Raw genomic sequence first — 19,673 nt, forward strand, 5'->3', positions numbered from 1 at the left:
CCATGATCCCCTTGGCGCAGTATCTCAGCGACATCCAGGGCGAGGAGTTCGTGCCGCTGCGTGCGGTTTCCGAGCGCCGCGCCCCCGCCCGGCCCGCCGGCGACCCCCCCTTCGTGCGCACCCTGAAGCCCGTGGCCGCGCGCAAGCCCGTGCCGCTGGCGCAGGCCATGGCCCCCGCGCCGGAGGTGAAGAAGGTGCCTCTGGCCGAGCTGGAGGCCGAGCGCGCCGCATGGGCGGCCGAGCGTGAGGCGCTCCAGGCCGCCGTGGAGGAGGCCCGGCAGGAGGCGCGGGACGAAACGCAGGCCGCGGTGCGGGCCGAGATGGAGGCGGCCGGCGAGGCTGCCGGCGCGGCCGTGCGGGCCGAGATGGAATCAGCCCACGAGGAGGCCCTGGCCGCCGCGCGGGAGCGCTGGTCCAGCGAGCAGGCCGACAGGCTGGCGGACCTGATGATCCTCCAGCTCGCCGTGTTCGAGGACACGATGAAGGCGACGGTCAAGAACGTGCTGCGGCCGCTCGCCATGGATGCCCGCCAGCGCCGCGCGCTGGAGGACCTGGCCGACGCGGTGAAGGTGATCGCGCCGGAAGGCGCCGAGTTCCGCTTCGCCGCCACCGGCCCCAGCGACCTTCTGGAGAAGCTGCGCGAGAAGCTGGGCGACAAGGCCGGGCGCCTGTCCGTCAAGCCGGATGAGAGCCGCGTCGACATTCGCCTCGACGCGGACGCCACCACCATCGAAACCCGCCTCTCGGCATGGGGCAAGGCACTCGAGAAGGCCCTTTCGTGAGCGCACAGGACGGCGCGGCCATCAGCCGCCATGGCGACATCATCATCGTGCGCCGCAGGCACGAGGAGGAAGAGGCCCATCACGGAGGCGTCTGGAAGATCGCGTTCGCGGATTTCATGACGGCGCTGATGGCGTTCTTCCTGGTCATGTGGCTGGTGAACGCGTCGGACGAATCCACGCGGCGCCAGGTCGCGCAGTATTTCAACCCCATCAAGCTCAACGCCTCCACGCCGCCCACGCCCGGCCTCGACACGGGCGAGACGACCCCGGCCAGCCAGGAGCCGCTGCCCCTGTCCGGCGAGACGGAGGCGCCGGGCGCCTCGGACGGCAAGCCCGTGGGCGGCACGGAGACGGGCGGCGAGGATCAGGCGATCTTCCGCGACCCCTATGCGGTGCTGGCGGAAATCGTCGCCGAGGGCGGCGGGCCGGGCACGCAGACCGGCCGCAACGAGCCCGTGCCCGACGGCACGGGCCTGCCCGGCCTGAACGGCGGGGACGCCTATCGCGACCCCTTCGATCCGACCTCCTGGCAGCTCCAGCCCAATGCCGAGGGGCGTGCCGAGGCCGAGAGGGAGGCGCAGAGCCAGTTCGCGACGCTCGTCGTCGAGCCCACCCCCGCCGTGGCCACGGCCGCCGAGGCCGAGGCGCCGGAGGCCGTGGTGGAGGAACCGGCCGAGGCGCCCGCGCCGGCCGGCTCCGAGGCCGACCGGCTGGAGCAGCAACTGCGCATGACCACCACGCCCGGAACGGCCGCCGGCGTGGAGGTGAGCGAGGGCGAGGGCGGGATCACCATCTCGCTCGCCGACAGCCTGACCAGCGGCATGTTCGAGATCGGCTCGGCCAGGCCCAATGCCGCCACGATCAGCCTGATGGAGGAGATCGCCAGGGTCCTGTCCGAGCGCGAGGGAACCGTGATCATCCGCGGACACACGGACGCGCGGCCCTATCGGGGCGAGGAATTCGATAATTGGCGCCTGTCCACCGCGCGCGCCCACATGGCCTATTACATGCTCCTGCGCGGCGGCCTCGACGAGGCCCGCGTCTCGGCCATCGAGGGCTTCGCCGATCGCCGCCTGAAGAACCCGGCCGAGCCGGACGCCGCCGAGAACAGGCGCATCGAGATCCTGCTGCAAGAGCCGGCCGCGTGACCCACCGCCTCGTCCTTTCCGCCGTGCTCGCGCTCGGCCTTTGCGCGCCGGCCGGGGCGCAGGAAAGCCCGGCCGAGCCGACATCGGAGGCCGGCGCGGCGTCCACACGCTCGCCCATGCCCTTCGACATCATCCGCTCGCTCCAGTTCCTCCAGGATCAGGTGGCGCGCGGCAACGACCGGGCCATCCGTGTCCAGGCGCTTCTGCTCAAGCGCTTCGCGCCGGTCTTCCTGGCGGCCGACGCGCCCGTGTGGAGCGACCCGCGCAATCAGCGCGCCGCCGTGCTCTTCGTCCTGTCGGGCGGGCCGGCGGAGGTGCTGGAAGGGCTGATCGCCGCCGACGTGCTGCCGATCGAGGATCGCGGGCTCTATGACGGCGCCATCGCCTATGTGCGCAACGACGTGGCAAGGGCCCGCGATACCCTGTCGCTGGTCGATCTGTCGGACATGGAGCCGGGCCTTGCCGGCCATATCAACCTCGTCCTCGGCCAGCTCTGGCAGGAGGATGAGCCCGAGCGGGCGGCGGGCTATCTCGACCGCGCCCGGCTTCTGGCGCCCGGCGGCCTCATCGAGGAAGCCGCCCTGCGGCTGGAGGTGCTGATCGTCGACGGCCTTGGCCGGCACGATCAGGCCGACCGCCTGGCGCGCCAGTATTTCGACCGCTATTCAGCCTCCTCCTACAGCGCCAATTTCGAGGCGCGCTTCGCGGCCATCTTCTCGGCACGGGGCATGGGGGAGGCGGACAAGGCCATGGCGGCCATGACCGACGTCATCGCCGGCCTGCCGGCCGAGCGCCGCCGCACGCTCCTGCTCGCCGTGGCGCGCCGCGCGCTGGTGGAAGGGCGCATGGCCTTTGCCCATCAGGCCGCCGGCGCGGCGCTGGAGATCGGGGGCATGACGCCGGCCGACGAGGCGCGCGCCCGGCTCTATCATGCCGCCGCCGCCGTCGGCCCCGGCGATTCCGCCGGCGCGCGCCGGGCGCTGGCCGACATTCCCCGCGACCTTCTGCATCCGCAGGACGCCGCGCTGCTGGATGCGGCCGGCAACATCGTGGCCGAGATCGAGCGCGCGCCCTCGCTGCTCACGCAAATTTCCGAGGAACCCGTGGACGGCATGGCCTCGCCCGTCCTCGACCGGGCCGAACGGGTTCTGGGCCGCCTCAATTCCGAGTTTGGAACGCAAACGCAATGAACATTCCCGGTGCCCCGATGCCTCTCGACCGGGACGTGCTCCCAGCCGCAAAGGGGGGGCGGCGCGACGGCGCCGACGCGCGCGCCTTCGACGTCGAGGTGGGCAAGCTGGAAGGGCGGGGCGGTGAGACGCCGCGCCGGGCCGAGACGCGCCCCGAGGCAAGCGAGCAAGGGCTCGGCGATGCCCCCGAGAAAGCCCCGGACGATGAAGCGCCGGCCGAGCCCAGGCGGGCCGCCGGGGAAATGCTCGGCCTGATCGACGCAGCCAACCGCGCCCGCACTCCGCCGCCCGCCGAAGAGGCGCAGGCCGGGGAGCCGGCCGGGCACGAGGGGGCGGCGGACGACGCCGAGGTGCCTGCTTCGCCGCGCGCGGGGCGCGAGACCGCCGATGTGATCACGCTCGCCAGGGGCCGGGTGAAGCTCGAAGTCGTTCACATGGAAACGCATTTCGAGCCCGGCCAGGACGGCGGCGTGATCGTGCGCAAGGACGGCGAGGCGCAGGCTTCAGGCGAGGCGGCCGACGAGGACGCGCTCCTGCGCATCCTGTCCGGCCCTTCGGGCAAGGCGGACCGGGAGGCAGGTACGGAAACGGTGGCGATCCGCCCGCGCTTCGACGAGACGCTGGCGCGCCTCGGTGCCGCCGAGGGGGAGGCCGCCCCGGTGAGCAAGGCGGCGAGCGGGCGCTCGGCCGCCGGCCGCGCAACCCTGTTGGATGGGCGCTCGGCGCGCTTCGCCGCGCTGGAAGAGCGGTTCGCGCCTGCCGCCGCCCCCGCCGTCGCATCCTCGACCACCGCCCCGACCGGTAACGCGCTGCCCATGACGGGCCAGATCGCCGCGCGCATCGTCGATGCCTTCGCGCCGGGCTCGGGCGGGCCGAAGGGCGAGGCCGAGCTACCCTCCGGCGAGACCCATCTTCGCATGCGCGCCGGCGGCGCCGCGCTCAAGACGCTGACGATCCAGCTTCAGCCCGAGACGCTGGGCACGCTCGACGTTTCCATGCGCCTCGTGGACGGCCAACTGACCCTGGAACTCTCGGCCAGCCGCATGGAAACCGCCCGTGTCCTCCTGGAGGACAAGGCGAGCCTGAAGTCGCTTCTCGAAAAGGCGGGCTTCTCGGTGGACGAAAGCGCGATCACCGTGGTGGCGCGCGATACCGTTCCGGCCGCCCAGCGCGGCGCGGAGACAGGCGGCGAAGGGACCATGCAGCGCCAGGGCGAGCCGGCCGGGCAGGAGGCCGGGCGGCAAAATCGTCCACAGAAAGATTCGGAACCTGATCGACGGCAGCCGGATCGCGGAGGTGAAAACGCATCTTCAGCGCGTCAACCGTCGTCTTCCGTCTACCTCTGATCCTGGCCTTGCGAATCGAAATGCCACCGGATCGCCTTTTTTCGACCCGTGTCATTTTCGCGCAAGCTATTGGCAGATAAGGCGCAATGCCCCATTCGCGACACTTTTCGTTAACCCTATAGTGATTTTTAGGGATAGCTCCCCGGCGCCTTCACCGCCTATCAATAAATCACGGGGAAGCAAGTCGCAGGCGGTGGTGAGATGATTGTAGTTGTGGATGATCGTGATCTGGTCACGGGTGGTTACAAGTCGTTGTTCGGCAGCGAGGGGGTTTCGTCTGCCGGGTTCCAGGTAGAGGAGTTTCGGGACTGGGTTGAGAGCGCGTCGGATACCGACGTCTCGGCCGTCGAAGCTTTCCTGCTGGGCGATTTTCCCGAGCGCAATTCTTTCACGCGGCTCGTTCGGAGCCGCTCGACCGCGCCGATGATCGCGCTGGCCGAGACCAAGGCGCTGAACTCCACGCTCGACCTGTTCGCGGCCGGCATCGACGATGTCGTCACCAAGCCGGTGCACGTGAAGGAGATCCTGGCCCGTGTCGGCGCCATCCGCCGCCGCGAGGGGGTGGACCGGGCCCGCACCTCGGTGGACGAGATCTGCGTCTTCAACGACGGGCGCGATGCGGAAGTGGCGGGCGAGCCGATGGTGCTGCCGCGCCGCGAGCGGCGCATCCTGGAATATCTGGTCGCCAATCGCGGCCGCCGCGTCACCAAGCAGCAGCTCTTCTCGGCGATCTACGGCATTTTCGACGAGAACGTCGAGGAGAACGTCATCGAGAGCCATATCTCCAAGCTTCGCAAGAAGCTCAAGATGCGCCTCGGCTACGATCCGGTCTCGTCCAAGCGCTACCTTGGGTACGGGATTGGCGTCTGATATCAGTACAAAGTATTAACTAAGTATGAACCCCACATTCTGCTTCGGAATGTGGGGTTTTTGCTTTTTCAACCCCAAATTGCGATAGAAAATCTGCCCATCGCGCAGCCCCGCGCAAGCTTCGCAGGCTAAGTGTTGGTTAGGTTTGGAAGACAAAGTAAGGTAGCGCGATGAGCATCGGCGGTTTGATGCGGACCAGCGTGTCGGGGATGAATGCCCAGGCGACGCGTTTGGCCGGGGTTTCGGAAAACATCGCCAACGCCAACACCACGGGCTACAAGCGCCAGACCACCGAGTTCTCGGCGCTGGTCCTGGCGTCCGGTTCGGGCCAGTACAATTCGGGCGTGGTGGAAGCCAACACGCGCCAGCTCGTCAGCCAGCAGGGCGGGCTGACCTACACCTCCAACGCCAGCAGTTCGCAGGCCGTGGACCTCGCCATCCAGGGCAAGGGCATGATGGTGGTCTCCGACGGGTCGGGCGGCACCTTCCTGACGCGCGCCGGCTCCTTCGTGAAGAACGGCAATGGAGACCTCGTGAACGCTGCCGGCTACATCCTGCAGGGCTACCCGCTGCCGCTCGGCGACACGGAAGGGGTGCTGAACGGCTTCGCCGGCCTTCAGAACGTCAACCTCAACGCCTCGCAACTGCGCCTGACGCCCACCGATTCCGGTGTCTTCCGCGTCAACCTGCCCAAGGGCGGGGAGACGGTGGCCGACGCTGCGCTGCCGGGCGGAAACGCGGCGGACGCCGCCTACAGCTTCACCGACTCCATCGTCGTCTACGACAATGCCGGCAACGAGGTCATCCTCGATGTCTACATGACGCGCACCGTCGACGGCTCGCTGACGAACCCGGAGACGGAGAGCGAGTGGGAATATGCGATCTACGACCGTTCCGGCGCGGGCTCCGGCTCCGACACGCCGTTCCCCTACGATGCCGACGCGCAGGTGATGGCCCCGGTCCGCGTGACCTTCGACGCGGCCGGCAAGCTGGTGAACCCCAGCTCGCTCTCCTTCACCATTCCCAACGGCCAGCAGATGACGCTCGACATCTCGGGCACCTCGCAGGTCGGCGCCGCCTATCAGCCGCTTGCCGCCACGGTCAACGGCAACCCGCCGGGCAATGTGGACCAGATCGTCATCGCCGATGACGGCATCGTCTCGGCGCGCTTCGCCTCGGGCGAGCTCGTGCCGCTCTACAAGATCCCGCTCGCCATGGTGGAGAGCCCGGACAATCTTCGCTCCCTGCCGGGCAACGTCTTCGTGGCGGGCAAGGAGTCCGGCGAGATCATGCTGGGCTTCGGCGGCGAGAGCGGCCTTGGAACCCTGGTTCACGGCGCGCTGGAGCAGTCGACGGTCGATCTGGCCAGCGAGCTGACCACCATGATCGAGAGCCAGCGCAGCTACACCGCCAATTCCAAGGTCTTCCAGACCGGCTCGGAAATCCTCGACGTTCTCGTCAACCTCAAACGCTGATCGCGGTCCCCGGCTTCGCAGGCCGGGCCGGCCGTCCTTGTCTAGATAAATTCGCCGGAACCCTCAGCGATGTCGCTATCCTCTGCCCTCGACACGGCCAAATCCTCGCTGATCGCGTCTCAGACGCACACGGCGCTGGTCTCGCGCAACATCGCCAACCTGAACACGGAAGGCGCCACGCGCAAATACGCCAACGTCGTGACCGGCATCGGCGGGCGGGTGGAGGTGGCCTCCATCGCCCAGTCGCAGAATTCGGTCCTGTTTCGGAACATGCTGGATTCCTCCTCGGCGGTCGGGGCATGGTCGACGCTCGCTTCGGGCTACCAGCGCATCGACGAGGTGATCGGCGACACGACGCTCGCCCGCTCTCCGGCCGCGCGCATCTCCAACCTGTCGGATGCGTTGCAGGCCTATGCCTCCAACCCCTCCAGCAGCGAGTTCGCCCGCGCGGCGCTGGATGCCGCGCGCGACCTGACCACCTCCATCACCGAGGTGAACGCCACGGTCGAGACCGTGCGGCGCGATGCCGACAACTCGCTGGCGAGCGCGGCCGAGGACATGAACCGCCTGCTCGGCGAGATCGAGGCGCTGAACAAGAAGGTGGTCCAGGGCACCGCCGCCGGCACGGACGTGACCGACTTCGTGGACAAGCGCGACCAGGCGGTGACGGCGCTGTCGGAATATGTCGGCGTGACCGCGCGCATCCGCGGCGACAACGACCTCGTGCTGCACACCGATTCGGGCGTGACGCTGTTCGACACCAAGGCCCGGCTCGTCGAGTTCACGCCCACCAGCCCGCTGCAGCCGGGCGTTTCGGGCAACGCCTTCAAGATCGACGGCGTCACCGTGACGGGCGCCAGCGCCTCCATGCCGCTCAAGAGCGGCGCGGTGGTGGGGCTGACGACGCTTCGCGACGAGGTGGCCGTCACCTTCCAGACGCAGCTCGACGAGATCGCCCGCGCGCTGGTCCTCACCTTCGCGGAAAGCGACCAGAGGGCGGGCGGCACGCTCGGCTCCCTGCCGGGCCTCTTCACCGCCTCGGGCGGCAGCCTGGACCTTGCGCAACTGGAGAATGGCGAGGGCGTGGCTGGCCTCGCCGGCCGCCTCAAGATCGCCGATCGGGCGATCGAGACGCCCACCCTCATCCGCGACGGCGGCATCAATGTGGATCCCGACCATCCGGGCGCCTTCCTCTACAACAGCGAGGGCTCCGCGGGCTTCTCGACCCGCATCCTCGGCCTTGCCGATGCGCTGGGCGGCACGCGCGGCTTTTCGGCAGAGGCCGGCATCGGCACCAGCGCGACGCTGGTCGATTTCGCCGCCTCCTCGCTCGGCTGGCTCCAGGCGGGCCGGGCCGGCGCCCTCTCGGAGACCGAGTACCGCACCACGATCTTCCAGCGCACGCAGGAGACGCTCTCCAACGAGACCGGCGTCAACCTGGCTGAGGAGATGACGCTTCTGACCGATCTCCAGCGCTCCTACCAGGCGGCCGCCAAGCTGATCTCCACCGTGGACGACATGCTGGCCACCCTCCTGCAGAGCGTCTGAGCGCGCCTAGGGATATAGACTATGAGCATCTCGACGATCTCGTTCAACAACGCGGCCCGCGCGCAGATCATGCGCGTGGAATCGCAACTGCGCGACGCGCTCGTCGAGACCTCGACGAACCGCCACGCCGATGTCGGACGCACGCTCGGCCGGCAGACCGCCAACGCCGTGTCGCTTCGCTCGCAGGAGACGAGCCTCGACCGCCTGCTCCAGTCCAACAAGCTCGTCACCCAGCGCCTGACGCTGGCCGACGACACGCTGGAGACCGTGGCCACAACGGCCGAGGGCTTGCAGAACCAGCTCATCACCGGGCTGGGCAACGATGATTTCCTGAACAGCGCCCGGCAGGTCGCCGCCAATGCGCTCGACCAGCTCATCGGCTCCGCCAACCTCTCGGTCGGCGGCCAGTACATCTTTGCCGGCACCAACACCGACGTGCGCCCCCTGAACGGCTACGACGCGCCGCGCGTGGGGGAGGACGGCACGTCCCTGCCGAGCCCGAAGACGGTGGCGCAAACCCATTTCGACGATTTCGTCGCGGCGGCGACCGATGGCGGCGGCGTGTCCGCGCTCGCGGCCGGCGATCTCGAGGCCTATTTCTCGCAAGCCGGCTATACGGACGGGGAGGGCAACAACCACCGGTTCGACGACCTCTTCTCCGATCCCCGGTGGAACGAGGTGTGGTCGAACGCCAGCGACGATACGATCGAATCGCGCATCTCCAAGAGCGAGACCATCGACAGCTCCGTGAGCAGCAACGGGGCCGCCTTCCGCGACCTCATGGCCGGCTACGTCATGCTCGACCTCGCCTCCGGGGACATGGGCGAGGGCGCCCGCGCCGCGCTGTCCGCCGCCGCGCAAGGCAGGATTTCGGGAGGCTTCTCCGGCGTCACGGCCATCCGCTCCGACCTCGGCAACCGCATCTCGCGCGTCGAGGCGGCCGATGAGTCGCTCAAGCAGCAGAAGGACATCGTCGCCGCCTCTCTGGGCGCGCTGGAGGATGTCGACATGGTCGAGGCCGCCAACCGCGTGGCAGCGCTTCAGACCCAGCTCGAGGCATCCTACCGGGTCACGAGCCTGATCCGCGAGATCAACATCCTCGACTACCTCTGAACCGAACCCCGCCGGCCATGACGGCCGGTGAAGAACGTCCATGAACAAGGAACGGGCATGTATCAGTTCTCCTACGCCGAGATCGTCGAAGAGAGCTTCGCCACCTCGCGCGACCGCGAGCGCGAGGCGCTGGATCGCTCCATCGAGGCGATGAAGCGCGCGGAAGCGGCCGGGCCGAAGTCGCGCGAGGCGGTGGAGGCGGTCTATCTCGTGCGCAGCCTCTGGACGATCCTGGTGGAAGACCTCGCCAACCCGGAGAACACGCTGCCCGAGGACCTGCGGGCCTCGCTGATCTCCATCGGGCTCTGGGTCATGCGCGAGGCCGAGGCCATCCGGCTCGGCCGCGTGACGAGCTTCGCCAGCCTCATCGAGATCACCACCTCGATCCGCGAAGGGCTCGAGGCCTGATGTCAACGCTCAAGCTTTCCCTGAAGGCCGGCGAGCGGATTTTCATCAACGGCGCCGTCATGCGCGTCGACCGCCGCACGCAGCTCGAAATCCTGAACGACGTGACCTTCCTCCTGGAAAGCCACGTCATGCAGGCCGCCGATACGCGCACGCCGCTGCGCCAGCTCTACTTCATCGTGCAGATGATGCTGATCGACCCGGCCAATGCGGTCGATGCCAAGCGGGTGTTCGAAAGCACGGTGGCGCTTCTCCTGGCCGCTTTCGAGACGCCCTCCATCCGCGACGGGCTGGCCGAGGTGGAGGAACTGGTGCAGCGCGACCGGCCGTTCGACGCGCTGAAGCGCCTGCGGGCGCTCATTCCCATGGAAGACAGGGTGCTGGCCAATGACAGCGCGCCGCTGCCTTCGGCCGAGATTCTTCCCCTCGTTGCAGGAGCTGCGCGATGACCACCGTTTCCGGGACCACCGCCTCCAGCGCGGCCGCCGTCCAGACGACGAGCGAACTGAAGACGGGGATGGACTACGATGCCTTCCTCCAGCTCCTGATCGCCCAGATCAAGAACCAGGACCCGCTCTCGCCGATGGACCCGACCGAGCAGATGGGCCAGCTCGCCTCCTTCTCCAATGTCGAGCAGACCATCAAGCTGAACCAGAAGTTCGACGCCATGATCACCGTCTCCTCGCTGACGCAGGCCGACAGCCTGATCGGCCGGGTGCTGACGAGCGCGGACGGAACGACCAGCGGTTACGTGAAGTCCGTGCAGGTGGCGGGCAACGACGTTCTGGCAACCCTCACCAATGGCAGCACGGTCGCGCTCGCCGACGGCGTGACGATCGAATAGCCATGAACGAGGCAGACGCCATCGACATCGTGCAGTCCGCGATCTGGACCATCGTCGCCGCCTCCGGGCCGGCGGTCGCCGGCGCCATGATCGTGGGCGTGGTCATCGCCCTCTTCCAGGCGCTGACGCAGATCCAGGAGATCACGCTCACCTTCGTGCCGAAGATCCTGGCGATCTTCGTCATCATCGCCTTCACCGCCTCCTTCACCGGCGCGCAGGTCTGGGCCTTCACCCAGGAAGCCTTCGCCCGGATCGAGACGAGCTACTAAGAACTGCCGGCCGCGCAGATGTGCTGGCCGGACGATCCGACGCCGCGAAACGGGGCTGCCGACGAAACGGCCGCATCGGCTCGGCACCTCCTTTCGCGCCCGAGAACGCCTCCCGTAACCGGTCCGGCTCTTCCTTGACCGAGCGGAGGGCCCTCCCGCCGATCAGCGACTAATGTCCACGAGGGGAGAGAAGCCCCCGTAGATCATGCGCTTCCCGTCGAAGGGCATCTCGCCGATCTGCTCCATGCGCGGATCCTCCATCATCTGCTTGTGCCCGGCATCGCGCGTCGCCTTGTCCGGCCATTCGATCCAGGAAAACAGGACGACCTCGTCCTCGAGGGCCTTCACCGCGCCCCTGAAGTCGGTGATCTTGCCGTCCGGCACGTCATCGCCCCAGCACTCCACGCAGCGCGTCGCGCCGAACTCCAGGAACAGCTTCAGCGCGGCCTGTGCGTGAACGCGGTAGGCTTCCTTGTTGGCGGCCGGCACCGCCACGACGAATCCGTCAATGTAGGACATGGGGGCTTTCTCCTCTGCTTCGCGTGATCGTCAGCCGGCCATCGCGGCCGTGGCGGCCTCCATGTCCATCCACATCACTTCCCATATATGGCCGTCCGGGTCCTCGAAGGAGCGCCCGTACATGAAGCCGAAATCCTGGGTGGGCGTCGGATCCGGCGCGCCGCCCGCCTCCCGTGCCTTCTCCACGAGCCCATCCACCTCGCCGCGGCTTTCGGCCGAAACGCACAGGAGCACCTGCGCGCTCGCCTTGGCGTCGACGATGGGCTTGGGCGTGAACTGTGCGAATTTCCCGTGGGTGAGGAGCATGGCGTGGATCGTGTCGGAGAACACGAGGCAGGCCGCCGTCTCGTCGGTGCACTGCGGGTTCACCCGTCCGCCCACCGCCTCGTAGAAGGCCGTGGACCGTTTCAGGTCGCTGACCGGAAGGTTCACGAAAATCAGCTTGCTCATCGGGGCACCCTCCCTCTTGTGTGATTGGAAGAGCCTGCCAGAGGTAGTTATAAAAAACAACAATGAAGTTAGAAAAAATAACTGATATGGAATCCCCGCTTGGCAAGCGCCGCTACGAGGACGCCTGCGCGGCCGCCCATGCGCTCGACCTCTTCGGCGAGCGCTGGGCGCTCCTCGTGATGCGCGAACTCATGCTCGGCCCCCGGCGCTTCACGGACCTTCGCGCGGGCCTGCCCGGCATCAGCGCGAATGTGCTGACGCAGCGGCTGGAGGGGCTGGAGGCGGCGGGCGTGATCGAGCGCCGCCGCCTGCCGCCACCGTCCGGCGCGCCGGTCTACGAACTGACGGCATGGGGCTACGAGGCGGAGCCGATCTTTCAGGCGCTGGGGCGCTGGGCCTCGCGCTCGCCCTTCCACGATCCGACATTGCCCTTCAGCGCGGCCTCCTTCGCCCTTTCGCTGCGCACGATGATCGACGTGCGCGCGGCGAGGGGGATCGAGGCCCATATCGGCTTCCGCTTCGCGGGCGAGACCTACCGGGCGCGCCTGGCCGCGGGCGCCATCGACATCCGGCGCGAGGGAATCGAGGGGGCCGACCTTGTGTTCGAGGCCACGCCCGCCATCATGGCGTCTGCGATCTATGGCGGCAGGCCGCTGCGCGAGCTGGAGGAGGCAGGCGCCCTCTCCATCAGCGGCGAGCGCGCCCTCGCGGAGCGGTTCGTCACCCTGTTTCCGCTTCCGCCCAAGGCGGAGGCGCCGCGCGTTCAGCCCGGCAAAAGTTAACGCATCGATAAGGGAGGCGCGGGCCTGCCTTTCCTTCGGCCCGGCAAAGCCTGCCCGAGGAGCCGATGAGCGTCGACACATTGAAGCTTGCAAGGCCCGTGAAGGCCGCCGCCGTCGCGCGCCAGAGCACGCGCGACATCGGTTTCGCGGTGGGGATCGTCTTCATCCTCGCGGTGCTCTTCGTTCCGATTCCCGCGGTGCTGATCGACATGGGCCTCGTCCTGTCCATCGCGCTCTCGGTCCTGATCCTGATGGTGGCGCTCTGGATCCAGAAGCCGCTCGAATTCTCGGCCTTCCCGACGGTTCTGCTCATCGTCACCATGCTGCGCCTGTCGCTCAACGTGGCGACGACGCGCATCATCCTCTCGCACGGCAATGAGGGCGTGAACGCCGCCGGCTACGTGATCGGCGGCTTTTCCAGCTTCGTCATGGGCGGTGACTTCGTCATCGGCCTCGTCGTCTTCGCCATCCTGATCACCGTCAACTTCCTCGTCATCACCAAGGGCGCGACGCGTATCGCGGAAGTGGGCGCGCGTTTCACGCTCGACGCCATTCCCGGCAAGCAGATGGCCATCGACGCCGACCTGTCCGCCGGCCTGATCGACGAGAAGCAGGCGCAGGCCCGCCGCAAGGAGCTGGAGGAGGAAAGCTCCTTCTTCGGCTCCATGGACGGCGCCTCCAAATTCGTGCGCGGCGATGCCATCGCCGGCCTCATCATCACCGCCGTCACCATCTTCGGCGGCATCGTCATCGGCATCACGCGCCACGGCATGGACGCCGCGCACGCGGCCGACGTCTTCGTCAAGCTCTCGGTCGGCGACGGCCTGGTGACGCAGATTCCCGCGCTTATCGTTTCGCTCGCCGCCGGCCTGCTCGTCTCCAAGGGCGGCACCTCCGGCGCGGCCGAAACGGCGATCATGCGCCAGCTCGGCTATTATCCGCGCGCCCTTCTCGTGGCCGGCGCGCTGATGATCCTCCTGGCCATCCTGCCGGGCCTGCCGTTCCTGCCCTTCTTCACCATCGGCTCGATCCTGTGCCTGGCCGCCTATGTCATCCCCCGCCGCCGCGCGCAGGAGGCCAAGGTCGTGGAGGACGAGAAGCGGGCGGTCGAGGAGGAGGCGCTGGAGGCCGAGCGCCAGTCGGTGAAGGAAAGCCTTCGCATCGTCGAGATCGAGCTCGTCCTCGGCAAGCAGCTCTCGGCCCATCTTTCCTTCTCGCGCGACGAACTGGCGACCCGCGTGCAGAAGATGCGCCGCCGCTTCGCCGCGCGCTACGGCTTCGTCGTGCCGGAGATCAAGCTCTCGGACGATCTGGCGGTCGATCCGAAATGCTACGAGATCAAGGTGCACGGCACGCGCGTGGCCAAGCAGGAGCTGCGGCTGGGCGATCTTCTGATCGTGCTCGGCGAGGCGCCCGAGCCCGACATTCCCCACGACCTCACCAAGGAGCCGGCCTTCGGACTGCGGGCCGCCTGGATTTCCGAGACCTTCGCCAGCGCCGCGCGCCGGGCGGGCTTCGAGCCGGTCGACACGCTCTCCATCGTGCTGACCCACCTGTCGGAGGTGATCCGCAACAATCTCGCCCATCTCCTGTCCTACAAGGACATGCGGGCGCTGCTGGACCGGCTGGAGCCGGAATACAAGCGGCTGATCGACGAGATCGTGCCCGCGCACATGTCCCATTCGGGCCTTCAGGCGGTGCTCAAGCTCCTGCTCGCCGAGCGCGTCTCCATCCGCAACCTCACGCTGATCCTGGAGGCCATCGCGGAAATCTCGCCGCATGTGCGCCGCTCGGAGAAGATCGTGGAGCATGTGCGCATGCGCATGGCGCAGCAGATCTGCGGCGACCTCCTGCACAACGGCCAGCTCGCGGTGCTGCGCCTGGGCAACCGCTGGGACCTGGCGTTCCACCAGGCGCTGAAGCGCGACGCCAAGGGCGACGTCATCGAATTCGACATCGACCCGCGCCTCGTGGAGGAGTTCGCGACCGAGGCCTCGAAGGTCATCCGCGAGAAGACGGCCGAGGGAGAGAACTTCGTGCTCGTCGCCTCCCCGGACGCGCGACCCTACGTGCGCATGATGATCGAGCGCATTTTCGTGAACCTTCCGGTACTCTCGCATCTGGAGATCGCGCGCGGCATCGACATCAAGGCGCTCGGAACGGTCTCGTGACGCCGGAGGCGACCAGCGTCATCCTGGCTCTCTTCCTGATCTTCTGCCGGATCGGGAGTTGCCTGATGCTGCTGCCGGGCTATTCCTCCCTCCGCATTCCCGCGCAGGTGCGCCTCTTCGTCGCCTTCGCGCTGTCGCTGGCCATCTCGCCCGGGCTTCTGCCGGACATCCTGCCGCTGGTGCGCGAGGGGGGCGACGATGCGCGGCTCCAGCTCATCGTCACCGAAATCCTCAACGGGGCGATGATCGGGCTTCTGGGGCGCGTCTTCCTGCTCGCGCTCCAGTTCGCCGGCAATTTCGTCGCCAACGCCATCGGCATGGGCATGGCGCTCGGCACGCCCATCGACGAGACCGACCCGGTGCCCGCGCTCGTCACCCTCATCACCATGACGGCGACGGTCATCATCTTCTCGCTGAACCTGCATGCCGAGGTGATCCTCGCGCTTCTGGCCTCCTACGCCACCTTGCCGGTGGCGATGGGCTTTGCGCCGCGCGCCGGGCTGATGGCGCTCGCCGATAATCTCGACGAGACCTTTCTCCTGTGCCTGCGGATCGCCAGCCCCTTCGTCGTCTACGCGGTGATCGTCAACTTCGCCATCGGCCTCGCCAACAAGCTGACGCCGCAGATCCCGGTCTACTTCATCTCGCTGCCCTTCGTTCTGATGGGCGGGCTGTTCCTGCTCGGATTTTCCATCGGCGATTTCCTCACGCAGTTCACCGAGGCGTTCCGCAACTGGGTGTACAACGGATGAGCGCCACACGCGCCCAGCGGCTGGAGCGCCTGCTCAAGGTGCAGGAGAAGCGCCGTGCCATGGAGGAGTGGCGGCTGGCCGAGCTGCGCCGGCAGGACGCGGCGCTGGAACGGGAGGCGCACGACATCCTCGCCAGCCTCGGCGAGCAGTCCCTCCTGAACGGCCTGTTCCTGGAGGCCAAGTCCAGCGCGCTGAAGCGCAAGGAGGCCGAGCGCGTTCGCCTGCTGGCGCAGGAGGAGACGGTCCGCGCCCGGCTTCTGGACGCCGCCGCCACCGAGAAGCGGCTGGAGCGCCTTTCGGGCGAGGCGCGGCTGGCGGAGGACGCGGCGGCCGAGGCCGCGCGGCTTTCCGATACGCTCGACACCTATCTGTCCGCGGCAAGGCGCGCAGGCGCAAGCCTCGAATAAGAGTGGTCGGCTACGTCTTTCGCCATGACGATCGCTTCTGTTTCCGCCCTTCAGCTCCCGCTTGCCGCCCAGCCGGCCGAGCCTTCCCGCGCCGCGTCCGACCGGCAGGCGGACGGCGCCTTCGCGGCGGAGCTGGGCGGGGTGGAGGCAAGGCGCGCGGGCGCGGCCGACATGCCGCCGGCCATCCACGGCAAGGGCGGCCAGAGCGGCAAGGCGGGCCCGCTCCAGCAGTTCGAGGGCTTCGTGCTGCGCACCTTCGTGGAAGCGATGCTGCCGCAGGAGAATACGAGCTTTTTCGGTTCCGGCACGGCGGGCGGCATCTGGCGCTCCATGCTGGCCGAGAAGCTGGGAGACGAGATCGCGGCCGCGGGCGGCATCGGCATCGCCGAGATGCTGGCCCGCGACCCCACCCTTGCGCCTGAGGCGCAGGACACGCTGCGCGACACGCAGGCGCGCCAGGACGCGGCCGGCGCCGCGAAGCTGACATCCATCTAAGAACCTCGAGGCGCCCCGGGACGGGGGCCTCCGCGTATCGGGAGCGAAGAGTTTTGGAAGCGGTTCTGACCCAGGCCATCAATCGACTTGAAGCGGTGCTCGCCGGCGAGACCACGGCGCTGCGCGCCGGCCGGCGCATCGACCTCGGCGAAACCAGCAATCGCAAGAACCAGAGCCTTCTCGAGCTCACCCGCATCGCGCGCGGGCTCGACCTGGGCACGGTGACGGACGGCCTTCAGGACCGCCTGTCCACGCTGCGCGCGCGCCTGGAGGACAACCGCCGTGTTCTCCAGCTCCACATGGAAGCCACCGACGAGATCGCCGGGCTCATCTCGCGCCAGATGGCGGCGGCCGAATCCGACGGCACCTACGGCGCCTCGGTCAACGGCGTGACGGTCTCGCGATGATCAAGATCCTTCTTCTCGGCCTCTGGGTCGCGGCCGTTTCGCTGGGGTCCACCTATGTGGTGGCCTCGGTGCGCTCGGGCACGGTCGCCGAGAAGGAGGAGCCGACCTACTTCGCCGGCCTCGACTATCGGCGCACCGATGCCATCTCCGTGCCGATCATCGCGGAGGGGAATATCCAGGGCTACGTGCTCGCCCGCTTCGTCTATACGATCGACGGGCAGACGGTGGCCACCATGGCCGTGCCGCCGGACCCCTTCGTGCTCGACGAGGCCTTCCGGCGGGTCTACTCCGTCAGCGGCTTCGATTTCGAGCGCCCGGAGCGCTACGATCTGGCGGCCCTGACGGGCGATATCCGCGTCGCCGTCAACGAGCGGCTCGGCCGCGACGTGGTGCGCGAGGTGCTGGTGGAGCAGTTCGATTTCCTGCCGCGCAACGAAATGGGCGGGGAAGGCATGAAGCGCTACCTCCAGTGAAGCCGTTCAGCTTGCGGTAACAGCTTTTCGTTAAGCATGACGGGCCGACCGACGGAAAGCCGCGATGATCTCCACCTTCTCCAATTACCGCTTCTACGCCAACGACATGGCAAGCTCGCTGGCGCGCATCGAGGCGGACGCCTCGGTCAAGCGCGAGGCGCAGTATTACGCCGACAATATCGGCAAGGTGGAGACGGTCGACGACTTCCTCTCCGACTATCGCCTCTCCTCATACGCGCTGAAGGCCTACGGGCTGGAAGCGCAGATCGGCTCCACGGCCTTCGTGCGGCAGATCCTCGAAAGCGACCTTTCGGACGCGACGAGCTTCGCCAACCGCCTGACCGATCCGCGCTATCGCGACTTCGCCAGCGCCTTCGACTTCGCCTCCGCCAGCGCGCCGACCTCCCTCCAGAGCCAGGCCCAGACGGACCGGCTGGTGGAGGCCTATTCGGAGCATGTCGTGCGCGCCGGCTCTCTCGCCGCGCAGAAGGCCTCCGCCTTCGAGACCATGATCGGCACCGCGACTTCGGTGGATCAGTTGCTGAACGACCCGGCCTCCTTCGAGATGATCGCCAGGATCGCCGGCTTCGATCCCAAGATCACCTCGAAGGAGTATGTCAGGGCGGTGATCCTGGGCGCTCCGTCGCAAGGGGCGGGCGGGATCGACTTCCTGTCGCGCGCCTTCTCGTTCGATTCGGCCGGAAAGGCGCCGGCCGGCGAGGCGCAGAGCGCGGCGAACACGGCGGACTTCATCGGGCGCTACCTCACGGCGGTGGGGCAGGGGAACAGCAGCCAGGCAGCGGCCTTCGAGGCCCGCCATTTCGAGCGCCAGATGGCGTCGATCACCACGGTCGAGCAACTGGTGGACGATCCGACGCTCTACCGCGTGATCGGCATCTCCTTCGGGCTCGATCCGGCGGCCGACACCCCCGCCTTCCTCCTCAAGGTGCTGACCCAGTCGCCGCAGGACGCCGACAGCGAGGTCTCCAAGCTCCTGAACGGCACGGAGGCGCAGAAGGCGCGGGGCGAGAAGCTGCTGGCCCTCGCTGAGGCGTTCGACTTCTCGGCCGAAGGCACGGCCGAGCCCGGCAAGGCCATCGGCGCGACGGCCGCCTCGGCGTTGACCGAAAAGTTCTACGCCGCCTATCCCTCCTCCTCGACGGCCGGCGATATCGCGCTGAAGACCAATTCCTTCCGCGTTCAGCTCACCAGGATGAACTCGATCAACGACCTTCTGGGGCGCGATCCCGTCTACGGAAAGGCGGCGTTCGACTACATCCTGAAGGCCTTCGACATCGACCCGACCTTCGAGAGCAACACCAAGATCCGCAAGGTCCTGCAAAGCGATCCTTCGGACCCGAATTCCTTCGTCCGCTCGCTGAACGACGAACGCTACGAGAAGCTGGCGGCCGCGTTCAACTTCGATGCGAACGGGCAGGTGCGCAGCGAGCGGCTGGTGCAATCCGTGCGCGTCCAGCAGAGCACGGCGGCCCTCTATTCGGCCAGCTTCGGCACCGACCAGAGCGACAGCGTGAAGGCCTCGGTGCGCGCCGCGACTGAAACCTATCTGGAACAGGTCGGCGGCATCCGTTCCCTGGAGGACTTCCTCGCCAGCGGGGACGTCCTCGCCTACGCCCTGAAGGCCCATGGGCTGGACCAGGAAAAGCTGACACCGGCCGAAATCCGCAAGCTCGTGACCAGCGACCTCGCCGACCCGGACAGCTACGCCAACGCCTTCGGCGACGCGCGCTACAGGGATTTCGCCGGAAGCTTCAACTTCCAGCCGGACGGGCGGATCGGCCTGGCGGGGGAGAGCGTCCAGCGCCCGGCCGACTTCCTCACCGCCCAGAACCTCTATCTCCTGCAATTGATGGAGTCGCAGGCCGGCGAGACGAGCGAGGGCACGCGGCTCGCGCTCTACTTCCTGCGCAAGTCGCCCGAAATCGAGAACGCCTTCTCGATCCTCGCCGACAAGGCGCTGTACGAGGTGGCGCGCACCGCGCTGGGGCTTCCCGCCTCCATGTCGCAGCTCGACATCGACCGGCAGGCCGCGATCCTGGAGCAGCGCCTGGATTTCGACGACTTCAAGGATCCGGCCAGGCTGGACCGTTTCATCTCCCGCTTCTCGGCGCTCTACGACATCGAGAACGGCACGGGATCGGCTTCCGCGCCGGTGCTCCAGCTCTTCGGCAACTCCGGCTCCAGCGGCGTGCTCGGCCTCTTCTGA

22 protein-coding genes are annotated in these 19,673 nt (G+C 67.8%); 20 read left to right on the plus strand and 2 right to left on the minus strand.

Annotation, left to right across the window (positions count from 1 at the left end):
- Positions 1-2 precede the first annotated feature (2 nt).
- From J7654_RS09625 to fliQ, 12 genes are all read left to right on the plus strand, one after another.
- Positions 3-782 (plus strand): hypothetical protein, encoded by a 780-nt coding sequence (locus J7654_RS09625; protein WP_209735697.1) that lies wholly within the window; start codon positions 3-5, stop codon positions 780-782.
- Positions 779-1,930, plus strand: a complete 1,152-nt coding sequence (locus J7654_RS09630; protein WP_245195449.1) for a flagellar motor protein MotB — start codon at positions 779-781, stop codon at positions 1,928-1,930. Before J7654_RS09625 ends, J7654_RS09630 begins: the two co-directional genes overlap by 4 nt.
- On the plus strand, positions 1,927-3,120 hold the full coding sequence (locus J7654_RS09635) for a hypothetical protein (protein WP_209735699.1): 1,194 nt from the start codon (positions 1,927-1,929) through the stop codon (positions 3,118-3,120). Before J7654_RS09630 ends, J7654_RS09635 begins: the two co-directional genes overlap by 4 nt.
- Positions 3,117-4,466 carry a flagellar hook-length control protein FliK gene (locus J7654_RS09640; protein WP_209735700.1) on the plus strand — a complete coding sequence of 450 codons (1,350 nt, stop codon included), beginning with the start codon at positions 3,117-3,119 and terminating at the stop codon, positions 4,464-4,466. Before J7654_RS09635 ends, J7654_RS09640 begins: the two co-directional genes overlap by 4 nt.
- 201 nt (positions 4,467-4,667) lie before the next feature.
- Positions 4,668-5,336: a response regulator transcription factor gene (locus tag J7654_RS09645; protein WP_209735701.1), complete on the plus strand. Its 669-nt coding sequence runs from the start codon at positions 4,668-4,670 to the stop codon at positions 5,334-5,336.
- 170 nt (positions 5,337-5,506) lie between these two features.
- On the plus strand, positions 5,507-6,811 hold the full coding sequence (locus J7654_RS09650; RefSeq protein ID WP_209735702.1) for a flagellar hook protein FlgE: 1,305 nt from the start codon (positions 5,507-5,509) through the stop codon (positions 6,809-6,811).
- Between the two features lie 69 nt (positions 6,812-6,880).
- On the plus strand, positions 6,881-8,359 hold the full coding sequence (flgK, locus tag J7654_RS09655; protein ID WP_209735703.1) for a flagellar hook-associated protein FlgK: 1,479 nt from the start codon (positions 6,881-6,883) through the stop codon (positions 8,357-8,359).
- A gap of 21 nt (positions 8,360-8,380) precedes the next feature.
- Complete coding sequence (locus tag J7654_RS09660) at positions 8,381-9,472, plus strand: flagellar hook-associated family protein (RefSeq protein WP_209735704.1); 1,092 nt, start codon at positions 8,381-8,383, stop codon at positions 9,470-9,472.
- A 57-nt stretch (positions 9,473-9,529) separates the two neighbouring features.
- Positions 9,530-9,880 carry a flagellar biosynthesis regulator FlaF gene (gene flaF, locus J7654_RS09665; RefSeq protein ID WP_209735705.1) on the plus strand — a complete coding sequence of 117 codons (351 nt, stop codon included), beginning with the start codon at positions 9,530-9,532 and terminating at the stop codon, positions 9,878-9,880.
- Positions 9,880-10,326 (plus strand): flagellar biosynthesis repressor FlbT, encoded by a 447-nt coding sequence (gene flbT / locus J7654_RS09670; RefSeq protein ID WP_209735706.1) that lies wholly within the window; start codon positions 9,880-9,882, stop codon positions 10,324-10,326. The genes flaF and flbT overlap by 1 nt, the downstream gene beginning before the upstream one ends.
- Positions 10,323-10,721 carry a flagellar hook assembly protein FlgD gene (gene flgD, locus J7654_RS09675; protein WP_209735707.1) on the plus strand — a complete coding sequence of 133 codons (399 nt, stop codon included), beginning with the start codon at positions 10,323-10,325 and terminating at the stop codon, positions 10,719-10,721. Before flbT ends, flgD begins: the two co-directional genes overlap by 4 nt.
- 2 nt (positions 10,722-10,723) lie before the next feature.
- A complete protein-coding gene (gene fliQ / locus J7654_RS09680) occupies positions 10,724-10,990 on the plus strand; it encodes a flagellar biosynthesis protein FliQ (protein ID WP_209735708.1) in 267 nt (88 codons plus the stop codon).
- A gap of 162 nt (positions 10,991-11,152) precedes the next feature.
- Here the strand turns inward: fliQ and J7654_RS09685 are convergent, their stop codons facing one another.
- Together J7654_RS09685 and J7654_RS09690 are read right to left on the minus strand one after the other, a co-directional pair.
- A complete protein-coding gene (locus J7654_RS09685) occupies positions 11,153-11,509 on the minus strand; it encodes a DUF1428 domain-containing protein (protein ID WP_209735709.1) in 357 nt (118 codons plus the stop codon).
- A gap of 30 nt (positions 11,510-11,539) precedes the next feature.
- Positions 11,540-11,959 carry a VOC family protein gene (locus tag J7654_RS09690; RefSeq protein ID WP_209735710.1) on the minus strand — a complete coding sequence of 140 codons (420 nt, stop codon included), beginning with the start codon at positions 11,957-11,959 and terminating at the stop codon, positions 11,540-11,542.
- Between the two features lie 62 nt (positions 11,960-12,021).
- On the opposite strand from J7654_RS09690, the gene J7654_RS09695 reads away from it, so the two are divergent.
- The 8 genes from J7654_RS09695 (at position 12,022) to J7654_RS09730 (ending at position 19,673) form a co-directional block, all read left to right on the plus strand.
- Positions 12,022-12,741 carry a winged helix-turn-helix transcriptional regulator gene (locus tag J7654_RS09695; RefSeq protein ID WP_209735711.1) on the plus strand — a complete coding sequence of 240 codons (720 nt, stop codon included), beginning with the start codon at positions 12,022-12,024 and terminating at the stop codon, positions 12,739-12,741.
- Positions 12,742-12,806: 65 nt separating this feature from the next.
- Positions 12,807-14,912, plus strand: a complete 2,106-nt coding sequence (gene flhA, locus J7654_RS09700) for a flagellar biosynthesis protein FlhA (protein ID WP_209735712.1) — start codon at positions 12,807-12,809, stop codon at positions 14,910-14,912.
- Complete coding sequence (locus J7654_RS09705; RefSeq protein ID WP_209735713.1) at positions 14,909-15,664, plus strand: flagellar biosynthetic protein FliR; 756 nt, start codon at positions 14,909-14,911, stop codon at positions 15,662-15,664. The genes flhA and J7654_RS09705 overlap by 4 nt, the downstream gene beginning before the upstream one ends.
- The gene (locus J7654_RS09710; protein ID WP_209735714.1) at positions 15,661-16,071 is read left to right on the plus strand and encodes a hypothetical protein; all 411 of its coding nucleotides are present in this window, start codon (positions 15,661-15,663) and stop codon (positions 16,069-16,071) included. Before J7654_RS09705 ends, J7654_RS09710 begins: the two co-directional genes overlap by 4 nt.
- Before the next feature lie 24 nt (positions 16,072-16,095).
- A complete protein-coding gene (locus J7654_RS09715; RefSeq protein ID WP_209735715.1) occupies positions 16,096-16,566 on the plus strand; it encodes a rod-binding protein in 471 nt (156 codons plus the stop codon).
- A 53-nt stretch (positions 16,567-16,619) separates the two neighbouring features.
- Positions 16,620-16,973 carry a flagellar protein FlgN gene (locus J7654_RS09720; protein WP_209735716.1) on the plus strand — a complete coding sequence of 118 codons (354 nt, stop codon included), beginning with the start codon at positions 16,620-16,622 and terminating at the stop codon, positions 16,971-16,973.
- Positions 16,970-17,446, plus strand: coding sequence for a hypothetical protein (locus tag J7654_RS09725; protein WP_209735717.1), 477 nt, complete (start codon positions 16,970-16,972; stop codon positions 17,444-17,446). Before J7654_RS09720 ends, J7654_RS09725 begins: the two co-directional genes overlap by 4 nt.
- A 64-nt stretch (positions 17,447-17,510) precedes the next feature.
- The gene (locus tag J7654_RS09730) at positions 17,511-19,673 is read left to right on the plus strand and encodes a DUF1217 domain-containing protein (protein WP_209735718.1); all 2,163 of its coding nucleotides are present in this window, start codon (positions 17,511-17,513) and stop codon (positions 19,671-19,673) included.

Source organism: Aureimonas populi (genome assembly GCF_017815515.1).
GTDB classification, from domain to species: domain Bacteria; phylum Pseudomonadota; class Alphaproteobacteria; order Rhizobiales; family Rhizobiaceae; genus Aureimonas; species Aureimonas populi.

Coding starts and splice junctions, on each gene's coding strand:
- J7654_RS09625 (WP_209735697.1), top strand. CDS start 3: ATGATCCCCTTGGCGCAGTATCTCAGCGACATCCAGGGCGAGGAGTTC.
- J7654_RS09640 (WP_209735700.1), top strand. CDS start 3,117: ATGAACATTCCCGGTGCCCCGATGCCTCTCGACCGGGACGTGCTCCCA.
- J7654_RS09645 (WP_209735701.1), top strand. CDS start 4,668: ATGATTGTAGTTGTGGATGATCGTGATCTGGTCACGGGTGGTTACAAG.
- J7654_RS09650 (WP_209735702.1), top strand. CDS start 5,507: ATGAGCATCGGCGGTTTGATGCGGACCAGCGTGTCGGGGATGAATGCC.
- flgK (WP_209735703.1), top strand. CDS start 6,881: ATGTCGCTATCCTCTGCCCTCGACACGGCCAAATCCTCGCTGATCGCG.
- J7654_RS09660 (WP_209735704.1), top strand. CDS start 8,381: ATGAGCATCTCGACGATCTCGTTCAACAACGCGGCCCGCGCGCAGATC.
- flaF (WP_209735705.1), top strand. CDS start 9,530: ATGTATCAGTTCTCCTACGCCGAGATCGTCGAAGAGAGCTTCGCCACC.
- flbT (WP_209735706.1), top strand. CDS start 9,880: ATGTCAACGCTCAAGCTTTCCCTGAAGGCCGGCGAGCGGATTTTCATC.
- flgD (WP_209735707.1), top strand. CDS start 10,323: ATGACCACCGTTTCCGGGACCACCGCCTCCAGCGCGGCCGCCGTCCAG.
- fliQ (WP_209735708.1), top strand. CDS start 10,724: ATGAACGAGGCAGACGCCATCGACATCGTGCAGTCCGCGATCTGGACC.
- J7654_RS09685 (WP_209735709.1), bottom strand. CDS start 11,509: ATGTCCTACATTGACGGATTCGTCGTGGCGGTGCCGGCCGCCAACAAG.
- J7654_RS09690 (WP_209735710.1), bottom strand. CDS start 11,959: ATGAGCAAGCTGATTTTCGTGAACCTTCCGGTCAGCGACCTGAAACGG.
- J7654_RS09695 (WP_209735711.1), top strand. CDS start 12,022: ATGAAGTTAGAAAAAATAACTGATATGGAATCCCCGCTTGGCAAGCGC.
- flhA (WP_209735712.1), top strand. CDS start 12,807: ATGAGCGTCGACACATTGAAGCTTGCAAGGCCCGTGAAGGCCGCCGCC.
- J7654_RS09710 (WP_209735714.1), top strand. CDS start 15,661: ATGAGCGCCACACGCGCCCAGCGGCTGGAGCGCCTGCTCAAGGTGCAG.
- J7654_RS09715 (WP_209735715.1), top strand. CDS start 16,096: ATGACGATCGCTTCTGTTTCCGCCCTTCAGCTCCCGCTTGCCGCCCAG.
- J7654_RS09725 (WP_209735717.1), top strand. CDS start 16,970: ATGATCAAGATCCTTCTTCTCGGCCTCTGGGTCGCGGCCGTTTCGCTG.
- J7654_RS09730 (WP_209735718.1), top strand. CDS start 17,511: ATGATCTCCACCTTCTCCAATTACCGCTTCTACGCCAACGACATGGCA.